We start from the raw sequence: 16994 nt of genomic DNA, 5'->3' as shown, positions 1-16994 counted from the left end.
GTCTTTACTCTCCATAAAAAACGTTAATGTTTATATAGCTTTATGATTTTCAAGATGTTTATAATTTTAAAAATAAATAACTGAACTTATTAACTATTTCTTATTTTTGAGGGAACGAAATAATCAAAATATGTATTTGAAAAAGATAAAAAGGTATGTAGTAGCCCAATCAATTGCTTTATTTGGGATAGTTTTATTGTTAATTGGTTGTAACCAAAAAGAAAAGAAAGTTATAGAAAAGCAAGTTGTTTATCAAGCAATAAGTACCAATAAAGACACTGCTGTTTTATCAATTGTGATTAATAAAGACCGATTTTATGGTCAATATGAAATAAAGTACGGAGAAACAACGAAAGATTCTGGAAGTATAAAAGGTAACATCAAAAAGGATGTTTATCTTGGGGAATTTTATTGCAGAACTTATGGAGGCGACTTAAAAAGAGTTCCGATTTCGTTATTAAAAAAAGACAATAAATTAATTTTAGGAAAGGGTGTCATAACCACATATCTTGGTTTGCCTTGTTTTGCTCCAGACATTCCTGTAAGTTATACCGATGCAGAATTTATATTTCAAGAGATAAAAAAATAAGTTTTTTTTGAGGTACAAAGGTTCAGAGTAGCAAAGGTTCAAAGGATGAAAACTTTGTGTTTAATTTTTATTCTGCCACAGATTTAAAGGCTTAAATAGATTCACAAAGTTTTGAATCTATTTAAGCCTTTATGAATTTTACGGATAATTATCTAATCTAGATTTTAAGATATCTTTATTGAAAATAAAAGCTAGTCAATATTGCATACAGACCTTAGAGCCTTTGATAATCTGAATCTCAGCACCTTTTTTTATTTAATTTCTGTGATAAATTCTTCTTTTGGAGTTCTAACTTTTTTCATGTTCACCAACCAGTCGTTAGCTTCATCTCTGTAACCAAGAGGTAACATTAATACGCTTTTTAAACCTTGCTCTTCTAAACCTAAAAGTTTATCCATTTCTGCAGGAACAAAACCTTCCATTGGTGTAGCATCTACTTTTTGTTCTGCGGCAGCTACAATTGCCACTCCCATAGAGATATAAGCCTGACGCGCTGCATGATTTGCATGCCATTCTGTAGAAAGAGGTTCGTAAAGTCCCCAAAGTGTTTTCTTGTAATCATCCATTGTGTCAGCTGGCAATCCTCTTTCTGCAAGAGTTTTATCAAATACTGCTGTAATTCTATCTAGAGAATAACCATCCCAAGCGGCAAAAACTAATAAATGAGAACAATCTGTAACCTGACTTTGGTTCCAGGCAATAGCTTTAATTTTTTCTAATAACTCAGGATTACTAATTACAAAAATTTTATAAGGTTGTAATCCAGAAGAAGAAGGAGCAAGTCTTGCAGCTTCAAGTATATAATCTAATTTTTCTTGCGGTACTTTATTACCGTTCATCTTTTTAGTAGCATATCGCCACTTTAATGTGTCTATTAAATTCATTTTTATTACTGTTTTTAATTTGTATATACAAATGTATATAAAAGCTTGTTACTTTTGGTAACTTTGTAACGGAAAGTAATAGTGACAAATGAGTAACCAAGTAACATGGTATGGAAACAGAAAATGATATTAGATTAAAACAGTGTCATGGCACAGTAATGGCCATTCAAGATGTAGTAGATATACTAAACGGCAAATGGAAAATATCTATTATTGCTTGTTTATGTAGTAAAAAAATGCGCTACTCAGACTTGCTAAAAGAGATTACAGGAATATCAGGTAAGATGCTTAGCAGAGATTTGAAAGAGTTAGAAGCAAATCTTCTTGTAACCAGAACTGTCTTAAGCACTCAGCCTATAATGGTAGAATATGAAATTACCGAATACGGCGCAACGCTAAAAGATGTGACTAAAGTAATCGCAGATTGGGGAATTAAACATCGCCAGAGAATAATGGAGAAATAGTATTCAGTTTGAGTACTAAAATTTCAGGATAGTATATACTCTCAATAGCTAAAAAAACTGCAAATATTCTCCAATATTGTCATTTCTGTAAATGATACAATATTGGAGTTATTTTACAGATAAAGAACTTAGACTCTTAGAGCCTTAGCACCTCAGAACCTTTAAAAAAACTATTTAGTTACTTTTTTAAATCTCATCATTGGGACATCATTTAGTAATAAATTAAGTTTCCCGTCTTTATCAATAGAGTAAGCATTTATTTTTTTAATCATTTGCAAGAAAGTTTGCTCTCCGCCACCTTCACAAAACATCATAGTAGTTGGGCCTTGTTCGCCAAACGTTAGTGTTTTTCCTTTTAATGTATATGGAGCACTATATCCATTACATCCTGCATTTCCAGATACTTGTTTAGTTGCTTCATCAAATTTAATGAACGGTTTTTTATCAGGATATAAACCTTCAAACGCTATACGTGGTCCAGAAATATATTCTAGTTCCCAAGATGTATTGTAAAGATCAGCAGTTTTTGTGGTGTCTTTCATCGTTGTACATGAGTTAAATGATAGTGTTAAAACAGAAACGAAAAGTAGTACGTAGTTTTTCATAGATTAAGATTTTAGTACATAAATTTAAATATTTTTAATCGAATTTTATTAAAAAAAGTATGATTATTTTAGTTTACTCCGCTATTAGATACAGGAATTTATCTCGATATTGTATTAAAAACATCTTTGATGGTTACAAGAAAAATTTTGGACATAATTGATTTTTGGGTTATATGAGTTACTTTTGCTGAAAATAAACAAGTCTGAAGCAGTTTTTCATCATATTACTTTCATCTATACTTATGTTTCCTTCTTTTGGGAATGTAGTGGTTTATGCAATGTTTAAAATAAACCAAGACAAAATTGCTAAAACTATTTGTGTTCAGAGAAAAGTAGAATTCAATTCTTGTAACGGAAGATGTCAGCTTAAAAAGAATTTATTAAAGCTTGATGCTAATGAAAAAGAGATGCAGAACCATCTAAAAGAAAAGCAAGAACTTGTTTACATTCAAAATTTTAGTAGCGATGATATCTTTAATAGCAATTATAAAGAAAATCATTTAGCTTCTTTCTTTCATTTTACAAAGAAACCAATCTCGGTTTCTATAACAACGTTTCGTCCTCCAGCTTATTTTGTATAAAATCTAATTTCAATTTTCAATCAGTGTTGAAATAAATTTTCATGGCTTTTTGCCAATGGAATACTTGTTATTAATTAAAATTTATACAAATCTAAATGAAAAAATCACTTTTTGCCCTTTTAATAATTGGGCAAGTTGTCTTTGCTCAGCATAAAACTCCAAAAGACAACGCCAAAACGGAAGAACTAGACAATATTACCATTTACGGAAAAAAGGAAAAAAGGTATAACGACACAATCTCTTCTATTGCAACGCGTACAGCTACAAAACTTATTGATATACCACAATCTATTCAGGTAATCTCCAAGGATATTTGGAAAGATCAAGGTGGATTAAATCTTAATGAAGTTTCAAGAAATATGGTAGGAGTTGCCAATACAACACCTTATAGTTCTTTTTCTATGAGAGGTTTTAATAATTATGGGGATGCTTATTTATTGACCAACGGAATGAAAGGTACTTTATATCATTATAGCCAGAAGGTATTGCTATATAATCTTGATCAGGTAGAGATAATGCGAGGGCCTGCCTCGGTAATGTATGCCGTAGGAAACCCAGGAGGAGTTATTAATTTAACAACAAAACAGCCACTTGATAAAGCAAGATACGAGGTTAATTTTACCACCGGAAGTTGGAATTTATTTACGGGATTTGCCGATGCAACTGGGCCATTAACAAAAGATAAAAAACTAAAATACAGATTGGTTGTAGGAGGTGAGAACAGTGATAGTTATAGGAACTTTCAGTACATGAAAAACCTTCTTATTACACCTACTTTACAATATGATTTCTCGGAGAATACATCATTAAATGTTGATTATACGTATCTAACGATGAATTCACGTTTTCAATATGACAGAGGTACTTATATCAAGAAAAAAGCCGATGGAAGTTATGATTTTGACAATGTAGATCCAAATTTTACCACTCAGGGAAGTCCGTCGTTTGGGAAAGATAAAAACTCATCGGCTTCGTTAACTTTTAAGCATAAATTTAATGATAAACTTAGTTTTGCATTAATGAGCCGTTATGTAAGAAGAAATCTAGATATGCTAGACGTTTATGGATTTGGACCACTAAATGCTACACAAGACAGTATTCCGAGAGAAGGAACTACATGGAAATTTAATACGCAATGGATCGCTAATACGGCGTTTTTAAAATACAATTTTAAAACGTCTAAGTTTATTTCGCATGAACTGATTGTTGGTGCTGATATTATTCAGGATCGTGTTTTGAAAAACCTATATGTTAGCAAAGTATATCCGTCGTTAAGTATTGATAATCCTGATTATTCGCAAGACGCGATTGTTATTAATGATCCAAATGTACCATTGGGAGATGAGGGAATGGATAATAATACGAAGGTTACTAATAATTATGCAGGTTTTATTCAAGATCAAATTTCGATAGGAGAAAAATGGAAATTAAACTTGGCAGTGCGGTATAATGAATATCGATATAAACAGAAACCTGTAGACGAACTTGATGCTACGGGAGTAGAAATAACTTCGGATGCTAATGCATGGATTCCGCGTGTAGGATTGGTTTATGAACTTAAAAAGAACATAGCTCTTTATGCTTCTTACACAGAATCATTTGAGCCACAAAATAATAATAATGTTGGTGCAGGCGGACCATTTCCTCCAAAAAAAGGAAAACAATATGAAGTAGGGTATAAAGGTGACTTTTTCTCGAATAGACTAAGTACTACATTGGCATTATATGATATTGATTATGTGAATATTCTTGTAGCCGATCCGAGTGATCCAAATAAGAAAAGAAGAATTGCAATTCCGGGTTTAAATAGTAAAGGAATCGAAGTTTCTGTACAAGGTATTATAACGCAAAACTGGTCGGTTATAGGAAGTTATTCTTATAATGAAGTGAAATATCTTTCTAAAACATCCATCGGAAATGTGGGTGACAGACCATTAAATGCTCCTAAATATGTAGGTAATGTTTGGGTGGAATATAATTTTACAGAGACTATCTTAAAAAATCTGAAACTTGGTGCAGGAATTAGATTTCAAGGAAATACTTTGGGAGGTAGTTACCGAGATGATTCTCTTTTATTACCTGCTTATTCTTATATAGATATGTCGGCAAATTATAGATACAAGAATTATATTGTTGGTGTAACAGCCAATAATATCACAGACAAATTGTATTTTCCAGGAGCGTATGGTACAACATCGTTATTTACTGGAACACCTCAAAATATTCGTCTTAATCTTGGTTTTGTATTTTAGATATTTAGGCTTTACAGAAGAAAATGTAACAGATAAATGAATTTTGATTACATTAAAAATAAAATTTTACCGCAAAGACCGCAAGGAAAAATCGCAGAGTTCACAAAGCTTTGCGAACTTTGCGTAAATCTTGGTGCTCTTTGCGGTAAAATCATTTCTCTTTTTTTATACCTCTATTTAGCTAACCACTTATCTAAAGTCTTCATTATTTTCTCCTGATCTTCTTTCGAGAAGTTTTTTATTCTTGTCGCATGGCTTCCTCCCGGATTAACCATTTTTAGTGCATCAAGACTAGGGTTTGGAGTAGGAGCACAAGCTCCCCAAGTATCATAACCTCCATATATATAAAGTATTTTTGATCCTTTATTTTCTACGTATTCTCTAACTTTCTGGATGTATTTTGGGTTATAAGTTATCTGAACATCTTTTGGTGCAAATCGATTATTTGAAGTGCTTTTTACTGCAGTCAATAAATCTTTTACTGGTCCGAAATCAAAACCATAATAACCTAATTCGTTCATGTGTTGGTAATATGACGGCAATAAATCGTAGAAGGTTTTATCGCAGTAAAAACTAATTCCGACGATTTTATTCATGTAATCAAATAATTCTTTTGATGGCGCATTTTTACTCGGAATATCTTCACATTTTCCTCCCCATTGCCAGAAAGAAAAAGGAAATTCCAGAGCAGCGTATTCTAAAGCCTCATCTATCGAAACTTCTGTAAAGGTCATTTCTTTTTCCTTTGCATATAGTTTTATTTCGTTAAGAAGAGCAGTTCTGTTTTCGAGTAATGCACGCTGAAATTCAGTTATTTTCTCACGACATTCTGCTGTACCTACGCTTGCAAGATGTTGTTGTATTCTTGGGTCTTCCTGTGTATTAATTAATGGTGCTACATAAGGAACAGCTACATCTACATCTTTTGGGTATTTCGACTTATATATTAAGGTAGTTTCTCCGCCTTTGCTAATTCCTGTCGAGATCCATTTTCCTGTATATAATTGTTTTAGTTTAGTAACTATATTATGATAATCGGCAATAGCCTGATCATTTGTAAGATATTCCCAAGGAACTGGGTTTGGTCTGGATTTTCCGTAAAAACGATATTCTACAATAACCTGATTCGCATTTAATAAAGAACTTAATTCGGTTTTAGTATATCTAGCTGCATATCCTTCGGTTTCGATAACCATTGGACTATTAAAACCTAAATGCGATAAATAGATGTAATGTTTAAAAGTTCCTTTCTTAGGATTTTTATGATCCAAAGGTTCATTAAGTACCAATTGATACGATTCTGTAAATCCTTCTAAATCCTTCATTTTGGTAATCTCAACACCGGGAAATAATTGTGATAGTTTATTTTCTAAATTGGTTTTAACGGCAGTTTCAGTTTGAGCAAAACTCAAGTATGAAGTAAAGGAAACAACCAGAAGTAATAAAATGTGTTTTAACTTTTTCATTATTTTTAAATTGATTTTTTTATAAAAATATAGTCTTCAAAACTAATCAATTTATACTATATTAACCTTAAGTTGCCTTATGTTAACTACTTCTTTGCAAAATTGGATTTGGAAAAAATAATCTACTATTTTTAGTGAAATTTCAACTTTAAATATGGAACCTATTCAACTTATTTCAGACAATTTTATTGAAGAAAATTGTGATTTTAAAAAATTAATAGAAGGACTTCGCGAGGGATTTTCGACTGAGAAAATAGAAGTACCACTTCGGCATCATCATGATTTTTCTAATCCTGAAGAAAACAAAGATTCAACATTATTATTAATGCCCGCATTCCAACCTGGGAAAGATTTAGGAGTAAAAATCGTTACAGTAAGCCCTAACAATGGTAAATATGATTTGCCTTCTATACAAGGAACTTACATTTATCTAGACGGACATAAAGGGAATATCAAAGCTATTCTTGATGCAAAATCTTTAACAGGCAAAAGAACTGCAGCAACATCGGCATTGGCAAGTAGTTATCTTTCTCGCAAAGATGCTTCATCTATGCTTATGATAGGAACTGGTGCATTGGCAATTAATCTAATTCAGGCGCATGCAAGTGTTCGCCCTATTAAACAAGTATATGTATGGGGAAGAACGATAGAAAAAGCACAAATGGTTTGCGATGCATTAAAAAATTCTCCTTTTACTTGTATAGCAGTTTCTACAATCGAAGAAGTGATATCTCAAGTTGATATAATCTCGTCGGCTACATTATCGCCTGTTCCGCTTGTGTTTGGCAAATGGCTTAAAGCAGGACAACATCTGGATTTGGTTGGTGCATATAAAAAAGATATGCGTGAAGCCGATGATGAAGCAATTCTAAAATCGAGCGTGTTTCTTGATACATATCAAGGTGGATTAAAAGAAAGTGGCGATATTTTGATTCCGCTAACTAACGGGATTATTACAAGAGAATCTATTAAAGCTGATTTGTTTGAATTATGCAGCAATAAAAAAACTGGCAGAACATCTGATACTGAAATTACTTTCTTTAAATCTGTTGGTCATGCTTTAGAAGATCTTGTTGCAGCAGCATATTTTTATAAAGAGTTTAATTTAAAATCATCAATAAATGTCTAAAACATATAGCAATATTTGTGCTAATACAGATTATAAAATAGCATCGAATGCATTACAAATAAAAACGATTGATATGCATACTGGTGGCGAACCATTGCGTGTTATTGTTTCGGGTTTTCCTGAACTTAAAGGAAACAGTGTGTTAGAATATCGTCGTGATATTAAAGAAAATTACGATTATTTAAGAACTTCATTGATGTTTGAGCCTCGTGGTCATGCTGATATGTATGGTTGTATTTTGCTTCCGCCAAATGATGATGATGCCGATTTTGGAATTTTGTTTATGCACAACGAGGGATATAGCAGTATGTGCGGTCATGCAATTATTGCTATAAGTACGCTTGCTGCGAAAATGAATTGGATTACTGTAATAGAAGGCGAAAATGAACTAAAAATTGATGCTCCTTGCGGCAGAATATTCTCTTATGTTACCATTAAAAAGGGAGAAGTAACAGGAGTACGTTTTCATTGTGTGCCTAGTTTTGTTGTAGGACTAGATCGTATTGTAGATGTTCCTGGTATAGGAAATGTTGTTTATGATTTGGCTTATGGCGGCGCTTTTTATGCTTATGTCGATTTAAGAAAAAATACGCATTTGAATTTTGGTTTAACCGAAGAAGATTATCGTACCATTATACAAAGTGGAGTAGATATAAAGCATGCTGTAATGGATGCAGATAAAGAAATTTTACATCCTTTTGAAGATGATTTGAGTTTTCTTTACGGAACAATTTTTATAGATGAACCTCAGGAAATTGCTAATCATAGCAGGAATGTTTGTGTTTTTGCCGATGGCGAAGTAGATCGTTCTCCGACTGGTTCGGGTGTATCGGGCAGAATTGCTATTGAGCATGCCAGAAATGCTATAAAACCGAATGAATCTATTACAATAGAAAGTATTACAGGAAGTACTTTTAACGGTTCGCTTGTGAAGGAAAAAGATTTTGGTCCGTTTATGGCTGTGATTCCGCAAGTAGAAGGAACTGCTTTTGTAACCGGTATTAATACTTTTATCATAGATCCAAAAGATCCTATGAAGAATGGGTTTATTTTGAGATAGGTTTTTTAAGGTTCAGAGGTTCAAAGAGGCAAAGGTTCTGAGGTGCTAAGGTTCTGATAAATAGTGCGAATAAGCTCAATCTTGTCACCTTTAATTTTCGGCTTTAAACCACAATCTTGTCACCCTGAGGAACGAAGGGTCTCCGCGAGTAGCTCGATAAAGATTATTGAGTTTCTTGTGATCCTTCGACTTCGCTCAGGATGACAAGATTGGGGATAAACTCTGTGAGCTTTGCGTAAATCTTTGCGGTTAAATTTTTCGCTACGAATTACCACAATCTTGTCACCCTGAGGAACGAAGGGTCTCCGCGAGTAGCTCGATAAAGATAATGGAGTTTCTTACGATCCTTCGACTCCGCTCAGGATGACAAGATTGGGGATAAACTTTGCGAGCTTTGCGTAAATCTTTGCTCCCTTTGCGGTTAAATATTAGAAAGATTTTAAAAACTTTACGAACTTTGTGTAAACCTTGCAGGTAGTTTTCCTGCTGCATATAATTAATAACCTTAACGGTTTTAGATAAATTAATTAAACAATTTAAAATATAATAAATGGCAATTGGAATAGGAGGCTCGAACGCAGCTATTGAGTTAGAAAAAATTGAAAATATGACTTTGGATGTAAAACCAATTCAAGCAGAGGAATATTTAAATAGAATTAAAAAAGCAGTTGTTATTATGAAAGAGGTAAAGGTAAAGGCGACATATGTTAACGCTGGAACGAACCTTTATTATTTTACTGGTACAAAATGGAATCCATCTGAAAGAATGGTTGGTGCTTTATTATACGATGATGGAACGTTAGATTATATTGTTCCTAAGTTTGAAGAAGGTACTTTTAAAAAGTATATGGAAATAAACGGGAAAATCAATTGCTGGGAAGAACATGAATCTCCGTATGCTTTGATGGGTGAATTATTAAAAAGCAAAAACATAGTTGATGAAACTATTGCTTTAGATGAATCATCTCCGTATTTCTTGGTTGATGGTGTAACTAAAACTAATCAATCTTATACGGTTATAAATGCTTTACCAATTACTTCGGGTTGCAGAATGCAAAAATCAGCAAATGAGATTGCTATTATCCAAAGAGCTAAAGATATTACTATGGTTGTACAACGTGCAGCTGCTAAGATATTGAGACCAGGAATAAGTGCTAATGAGGTTACTAGTTTTATTAATGCTGCTCATATAAAAGCAGGGATTCCTTCGGGATCGTATTTTTGTATTGTATTGTTTGCCGATGACACACAATATCCTCACGGTGTATCTGTTCCTCAGGACTTAAAAGATAATGGAGCGGTTATTATTGATACAGGTTGCAGACTTGAAGGATATCTTTCGGATATTACAAGATCGTATGCTTATGGAACCGCATCTGAAGAATACAAAATTATTTGGAATCTTGAAAAAGCTACTCAACATGCTGCTTTTGTTGCTGCTCAGATAGGAGCTACTTGTGGTTCTGTAGATGATGCTGCCAGAAAAACTTTAGCGGAAGCGGGATTAAGCTCTGATTATAGCTTGCCAGGATTACCTCATCGTGTAGGACATGGAACTGGTTTGGACATTCATGAATATCCATATTTGGTAAGAGGAAGCGAAATTAAACTTGAAGAAGGAATGGTTGTAAGTAATGAACCAATGATTTGTATTCCGGGGAAATTTGGTATTCGCCATGAAGATCATTTTTACATGACTGCCAATGGACCTAAATGGTTTACTGAACCAATGAATAGTGTTGATAATCCTTTTGGATATTAACCTTTTTAAAGTTTAAAGTTTAAAGTTTCACGCAGATAACGCAGATTTAAGCGAATTTTTGCAGATTTATTATCCTGCAAGGTTTTTTTTTGACCTTGTAGGTATTAATTATCTCACTAATATTCTTTAAAGCTTTCAAAGTTTAAAGTTTCACGCAGATAACGCAGATTTAAGCGATTTTTTGCAGATTTATTATCCTGCAAGGTCTTTTTTTGACCTTGTAGGTATAATTATCATACTAAAAACATGTTAGTGTTATTACTTCTTTTTGAGTTTATAATAGCCAACTTGGTATTCATAATTTTTTTCAAAAGTATGTATTATATAAAAATAATCATTCTTAACGTCTTCGTTTTTAATTAAGTTTACTAGAAAAATAGCGTTTTGTTTTTTGCTATAGAGAATCTTATAATTTTTAATTTTCGTTTTATTCTTTATATATGCATTTACTATCAAGGAATCATCGGTTAGGTTTGTTTTAAAATTAAGCAAATCTGCAGTTCTGTGTTTTATTTCTTTGATGTAATCATCAATCATTAAAGAGTATTTTTCGTTTAGATTATCCTGAAATATATTTCCGTCGCTCTTAATGAGTTTTATTATTGTATCTGATTTTTGTGATATATAATACTGTCCTAAATTAAGATTTAATGCAATTTTTTTATGTTCACAAAAGCCTGTTTGTCTAAATTCTTTTACAAATAAATTGATGTGTTTGTTATCGATTATTTTGTATGTACCGACTGAAGAAGGAAAACAATCATTTCCGCATCTGGCTGAATAAAGGCAGTTAAATGTATTATCCTTATCAAAAGATATTTTAGTGCCTTGCATAACATAATTATTATCGCTTTGGTCAATCTTGGATAATGTATATTCTTGTGTATACTTGGTATCTTGACCAATAATTTCGCTTATATTCCATTTTTCTCCAAAAATATTTTGCGAATGCATATTATATGAAAGTAGTGTGATTAATAAGGTTAATATGTATTTCATATTTAGAATATTATTTTTAGTTTGTTTACGAAATTATCTATAAAAAAGAGTTGTTGTTTGTTTTATTTAATAAATTATTCAGGTGTTGTTTTTTCTTTTAGCCCTGATAGAAACGGCATCCTTTTATGGCGGGGTTTGCCATAAAAGATATAGTGTATAGCAGGAAATAGCTCCTTGCTTTAACTTTTATTATTAATGATTAAATAAGGCAAAGGAACTAAGGTTTTAATTTTTTAATAAGGTAGCTCATCTGTCGGAATACCTATAAAGTCGGGTTCGGGTGTGACATCAAACTGCACTACTTTAATATCGGTATGACCTTGTTGCAGTGCTTTCATTACGCGATGCATTCCGTCCATCAAACGTCCGTTGGCACATAGGATAATTGGATAATCTAGGCTTGCTTTATCCATTAGTTTTATATGCTCTAGTATTGCTGAACAGGTGGGTAATTGACTCGGATCTTGAAACCAGTATGTTTCGTTTACTTCATTAATTTCGCTTAGCAAAACACGTTTAACTGGGAAGTTTTTTGATAGTTCTATTAATCGATGTACATCCCAAGCCTTTAAACCATCTTTGCTCGGGCGTAAGTTATATTGTTTTCTCATGTTATATTCTGAAATTAGTCTCACAAAGTTATAAAAAGAAAGACCGCCTGCGTTATAGTTGCTAATTAAGTCCCAGAGGGACGCTATATTTATAGAAATTCATAAGTCATTTTGTAAAACCCCATTGGGGTGACATGTATAGCAATCTGAATAGAAATCAAAGATGTCGCTACGCTGTAGCTTAATCCTTAAATTCTAAAAAAAAACTATAAACATTATGCTCCGCTGGAGCAATTATCTATCACATTTTTAAAAAATTTCAAAAAAGAAAAACCGCCGAAAGATATCTTTAGGCGGTTTAGTTTTATGAGTATTATTCTAAAAAAATTAAGTATCGTTTATTTAATTACCAGTTTTTTGCTTTGTTTAAGCGTTCCATCTGTAATTACTACATAGTATATACCTGTTGGTAAATGGTTAACATGATAACTTGTTGTGTTACGAACGGTATCTATTAACGCTCCTGCATTGTTATAAATTGTAATTACCAGATTTGTAGATTCTATATTCTTGAATGTGAAATTAATCACATCCGACGCTGGGTTTGGAGAAATTGTAAATGACTTATCATTATCGAATTCATTAACGCCAAGTGTAGGAGGAAGTGTAACATCTAGTGGCGCACTCCAATCGCTTTCTCCATTTGCGTTTACGGCTCTAATTCTAATTCTGTAATTTCTTTCTGCGCCTTGCTTAGGGAAATAGATAAAATGCGCTGTTGATGTTCCGAATGCTTCCCATCCTGTTACCTGATTGTATAATTGTAACTCATAACTTGTTACACCATTTATTAAAGCCCATGTTGCATAAAAACCATCTGCATACGTTCCGTTTGACGGATCATAAAACACCGGAATTGGTAAAGCTGGGTTTGCATTATCGATGGTTACAGTTGCTATATTAGAATAAGAAGAATATGTAGCATCTTGGTTTGTTCTTACTTTATAAGAGTAACTATTTCCTGCTATTAATCCTGTATCTGTATATGAAGTTTCATCGGCACCAAGAGTAGCAATTACGCTATATGCTCCGTTACCTAAAGCTCTTTCTATAGAGAATCCTGTTTCGATACCTGAGTTATCATCCCATGCTAATTCAACTTCTAGAGTAGTAGCATTTGCTGTTGCAGTAAGATTTGTTGGTGCAAGTAATGCTCCAGGAAGTGTAAAGTCTCTAGGAAGACTCCAATCGCTTGTTCCGGTTGCATTTACCGCTCTCATTCTTACTCTATAATTTGTTTGGCTTCCTTGTTTATTAATGTATAAATAATGTACAGTAGATGTTCCTTTGTCTGTCCATCCGTTTGTTTCATCATACACTTGGATGTCATAGCTTGTAGCACCATTGATTAATGGCCATGTAACATAAAACCCATTAGCATAAATTCCTGTATCACCTTCGTTAATTATTGGCTTAGGCAATGTAGGATTTGGATTTGCATCTTCGATCGTTACAGTTGCAACATTCGAGTAATCGGAACTTGTTGCATTCATGTTTGCTTTCATTTTGTATGAATAAGCACTTCCTTTTGTTAATCCTGTATCTGTGTAAGAAGTTATATTTGGAGCAAAAGTTTTAATAACACTATAAGCACCAGCTCCTTCAGCTCTTTCTAATGTAAATCCTGTTTCGTTATCAGAGTTATCTACCCATGTTAATGCAACGGTAAGCGCAGTTACATTTGCTGTTGCTACCAGATTACTAGGCGCATTAATAGTTGGGGTTGTTATAGACTCGTTTGGTTTTGTATTGTAAGCAAAATTAGTAACAGTATATCCGTTTCCGGTTGCATCTACTTTTACTTTCATCCATCCGTAACAAATTCTTCCTCTGTTTGTGTATTCAAAACCTACATAACCTGTTTGGTTATCCCAAACATTATATGTTGCAGTACGTAAATCTAATTGGTTGGGATATGATCCCGGAGCTGTAAAGTTGCTTGACGCGCCTATTGTGCCACCTGCAGGAACTTTAGTAATGTTTCTTGTTCCAGGCTCGCAAACTAATCTTTTGCCATAAGTTTCTATTTTTAATGCATTAGCCGCAAATTGCCACGCACCATATTCGGTATTATCTCCTATAGCTAAGCTAAACCATTTCCAGTTTGATGCAGATGAAGCACTATAGTCGGGATTGTCTACATAATAGATTCCAAAAGGAGCTTCAAATTCTACTTTTATTGTTTTTGTTGGATTATCTAGTGTTGTAATTCCACCAGTAATAGCTGCATCTTTAAATGTTACTATTATCGAAGAATTATTACTTGGTAAGTGAGAGGTTGCTTTTCCTGTTAAAGCAAGTACAGCTTTTGAATTGTTTTCTAAAGTAAGCGTTGCAGTTAACCCAGCTGGTATTCCTGTAATAGTATAATCTGTCCCTACAGTTAATGCTCCTGAGCTTTTAGTAAATGTTCCATTATTTGTAGATAATGTAATTACTGCATTTGTTGTAATTGCACCATCATTATTATCAGACTCATATAATGTACTTGGAGATAAGGTTACGCCAACTTTTGCAGTTACTCCTGTAGTGATAGGCGAACCAGGTTGTGTATTATATGCATATTCAGAAATTGTATATCCGTTTCCGTCAGCGTCTACATTTACTTTAAACCAACCATAACATGTTAAACCATCGATAAGATAATCAAAACCTACATATCCAGTTTTTCCATCCCAAGCTTTGTAAGTTGATGTGCGTAAATCTAATTGATCAGGATATGCTCCCGGAGCTTTAAAATTACTAGAAGCACTTATTTGTGTATTTGCAGGAAGTAATGAGATATTTCTGGTTCCAGTTTCGCACACTAGTTTTTTTGTATAAGTTTCAATTTTTAGTGCGTTGGCTGCATATCTCCATGCTCCAAACGATGGATCGTCTCCTTTTTCTATATCAAACGCTTTCCATGTAAGAGTTGCATTTGCTGTAGCATCTGGCATATCTACAAAGTATATTCCGTATGGATCAACAAATTTAAAGTCATAATACAAAGCAGTACAAGTAAGCGTTGTTGCTCCGCCTGAGAAAGCTGCTGGTAGGAATGTTATTGTTCCTTTTGCATTATTAGTTTTTAAATGGCTTGTTGCTTTTCCTGTAAGTGTAATAGTTAATTGAGAATTAGAATTTACAGTAATAACAGGTGTAATTCCTGCTGGAAAAGTATGAGTAAAATGTGTTCCAGAAGTTAATGTTCCAGAAGCTAGAGAAAATGTCTCAGTTCCTGTAAGAGTTACTACCGTACCTGTATCAAATGAACCATCGTTAATAATTGCTTCTTTAAAGAAGTTTGTGCTTGAAGCCAATAATCCTCCTGTAGTATTTACTCCTGTAGCAATTAAGTTACTTTCTTGCCAAAGTGTTTTTCTGGCAGGATGTTGTAAAGCAGCAAGCATTCTGTCTATTTGTCCTTGAGTATACATTTTATAACAACCTTGAGCACCGTTGTATCCCATGTAATTTTCATTGTTTACTCTATCGCCATTACAATTTGTTCCTTGTGTACAAGACAAAGTATGTTTACCATCTTCTAGAGGAGTATCATCTACCTCATCAGAACCTGTACATCCTCCTTCGAAAGTGTGTATTAAATTCAGGAAGTGACCAAACTCATGTGTTAATGTAGCCGAAAATTCTTTACTATAAGAGTTGTCATATAAATAAGCTCCATTAAACACAACTCTTGCTGTATTATTAGCTGTCATATCCGAACTTGGGTACCAAGCAACTCCTGAGTTATTAAGCGTTCCGTCGGCATATAAATCGTTCTGAATATAAACATTCATATACTTTTTATTGTCCCATGCATCTGCTGCAATTTGATCATCGTATCCGCCACCATTACCATAACCATTTTTTACAGGATGAAATACAACTCCAGAAGAGCAACCGCCATTTGGGTCAATTTTAGCAAGTTTAAATTCAATTTTTAAAGTTCCTCTTCTTGCCTGAAAAAATGGATCTACTGTAGCGTAATCTGCATTACGACCATTAAAATCATCATTAAGTTCTTTTAGATGATTTACAATTTTTTGGTAAGTAACTGTTTTTCCACTTTGCACATCTCCATATATATGGAACACAACTGGAATTACATAAGTGGTTTCTAAACTTTTGGCTGTTTTAGATTTTCTCTCTGTGCTGAATTTTTTGCTAAAAGTGTCAAAGTCTCTTTTCTCTTTTAAAGCATGAGGATTCAGCTTGTAGATTTTTTCATTTTCTTCGGTAGTCCGACAAGGTAATCCTTGCGCACTCATCTTTAAAACGAAAATGAACGCCATAAATAAAAATAATTTTGTTTTCATAATCTTAGGAATTTGTTAGTATGAAACCAAAGATATTTTTATATTGAATTATGGAGTAGTACTATTTTACTCGTTTATGATATAAAATTATCTATAAATTAACTTTAAAATTACATTATGTATTTTTATTCTTATAAAATTGTAAGTATTTCTCATATTGCGAATATTGGTTTTGATAATAGTTATCATTGTATGCAATCCTGTAAGATGATGCATGAATCAGTAAATGTCATTAACTTAAGGATATTGCTCCAAGCTTCTGGACTATATGTTGAAATGTTTGTATTCAGC

Annotated in this window: 13 protein-coding genes; 7 read left to right on the top strand and 6 right to left on the bottom strand. The window is 33.2% G+C overall.

From position 1 onward, the window contains the following. The first annotated feature begins 136 nt into the window (after window positions 1-136). Window positions 137-589 (top strand): hypothetical protein, encoded by a 453-nt coding sequence (locus tag IW20_RS23415; protein ID WP_240478531.1) that lies wholly within the window; start codon window positions 137-139, stop codon window positions 587-589. 251 nt (window positions 590-840) lie between these two features. Here the strand turns inward: IW20_RS23415 and IW20_RS23410 are convergent, their stop codons facing one another. Beyond that, a complete protein-coding gene (locus IW20_RS23410; protein ID WP_035628318.1) occupies window positions 841-1473 on the bottom strand; it encodes an NAD(P)H-dependent oxidoreductase in 633 nt (210 codons plus the stop codon). 110 nt (window positions 1474-1583) lie between these two features. On the opposite strand from IW20_RS23410, the gene IW20_RS23405 reads away from it, so the two are divergent. After that, window positions 1584-1937, top strand: coding sequence for a winged helix-turn-helix transcriptional regulator (locus IW20_RS23405; RefSeq protein ID WP_035628316.1), 354 nt, complete (start codon window positions 1584-1586; stop codon window positions 1935-1937). 170 nt (window positions 1938-2107) lie between these two features. On the opposite strand, the gene IW20_RS23400 is transcribed toward IW20_RS23405, so the two are convergent. Next, window positions 2108-2542, bottom strand: a complete 435-nt coding sequence (locus IW20_RS23400; RefSeq protein ID WP_035628313.1) for an META domain-containing protein — start codon at window positions 2540-2542, stop codon at window positions 2108-2110. Between the two features lie 242 nt (window positions 2543-2784). Here IW20_RS23400 and IW20_RS23395 point away from each other — a divergent pair, with 242 nt between their 5' ends. Together IW20_RS23395 and IW20_RS23390 are read left to right on the top strand one after the other, a co-directional pair. Beyond that, window positions 2785-3123 carry a hypothetical protein gene (locus tag IW20_RS23395; protein WP_240478530.1) on the top strand — a complete coding sequence of 113 codons (339 nt, stop codon included), beginning with the start codon at window positions 2785-2787 and terminating at the stop codon, window positions 3121-3123. 95 nt (window positions 3124-3218) lie between these two features. Beyond that, window positions 3219-5375 carry a TonB-dependent siderophore receptor gene (locus IW20_RS23390; RefSeq protein ID WP_051886149.1) on the top strand — a complete coding sequence of 719 codons (2157 nt, stop codon included), beginning with the start codon at window positions 3219-3221 and terminating at the stop codon, window positions 5373-5375. A 173-nt stretch (window positions 5376-5548) separates the two neighbouring features. On the opposite strand, the gene IW20_RS23385 is transcribed toward IW20_RS23390, so the two are convergent. Continuing rightward, window positions 5549-6841 (bottom strand): S28 family serine protease, encoded by a 1293-nt coding sequence (locus tag IW20_RS23385; protein ID WP_035628309.1) that lies wholly within the window; start codon window positions 6839-6841, stop codon window positions 5549-5551. Window positions 6842-6995: 154 nt separating this feature from the next. Between IW20_RS23385 and lhpI the strand changes: the two genes are divergently transcribed. From lhpI to IW20_RS23370, 3 genes are all read left to right on the top strand, one after another. Then, complete coding sequence (lhpI, locus tag IW20_RS23380) at window positions 6996-7970, top strand: bifunctional Delta(1)-pyrroline-2-carboxylate/Delta(1)-piperideine-2-carboxylate reductase (protein ID WP_035628308.1); 975 nt, start codon at window positions 6996-6998, stop codon at window positions 7968-7970. Beyond that, entirely contained in the window at window positions 7963-9030 is a 1068-nt protein-coding gene (locus tag IW20_RS23375) for a proline racemase family protein (protein WP_035628306.1), read from the top strand. Before lhpI ends, IW20_RS23375 begins: the two co-directional genes overlap by 8 nt. A 550-nt stretch (window positions 9031-9580) precedes the next feature. Next, complete coding sequence (locus IW20_RS23370; protein ID WP_035628305.1) at window positions 9581-10792, top strand: M24 family metallopeptidase; 1212 nt, start codon at window positions 9581-9583, stop codon at window positions 10790-10792. 258 nt (window positions 10793-11050) lie between these two features. Here IW20_RS23370 and IW20_RS23365 read toward each other — a convergent pair whose 3' ends face one another. The 3 genes from IW20_RS23365 to IW20_RS25660 form a co-directional block, all read right to left on the bottom strand. After that, window positions 11051-11791, bottom strand: a complete 741-nt coding sequence (locus tag IW20_RS23365) for a hypothetical protein (RefSeq protein ID WP_123869479.1) — start codon at window positions 11789-11791, stop codon at window positions 11051-11053. 233 nt (window positions 11792-12024) lie between these two features. Then, window positions 12025-12402: a hypothetical protein gene (locus tag IW20_RS23360; protein WP_035628301.1), complete on the bottom strand. Its 378-nt coding sequence runs from the start codon at window positions 12400-12402 to the stop codon at window positions 12025-12027. 338 nt (window positions 12403-12740) lie between these two features. Continuing rightward, window positions 12741-16703 (bottom strand): M43 family zinc metalloprotease, encoded by a 3963-nt coding sequence (locus tag IW20_RS25660; protein ID WP_051886147.1) that lies wholly within the window; start codon window positions 16701-16703, stop codon window positions 12741-12743. Window positions 16704-16994: the final 291 nt, after the last annotated feature.

This window comes from Flavobacterium hydatis (assembly GCF_000737695.1).
GTDB lineage: Bacteria > Bacteroidota > Bacteroidia > Flavobacteriales > Flavobacteriaceae > Flavobacterium > Flavobacterium hydatis.
This window is presented reverse-complemented; position numbering and strand designations above follow the sequence as displayed.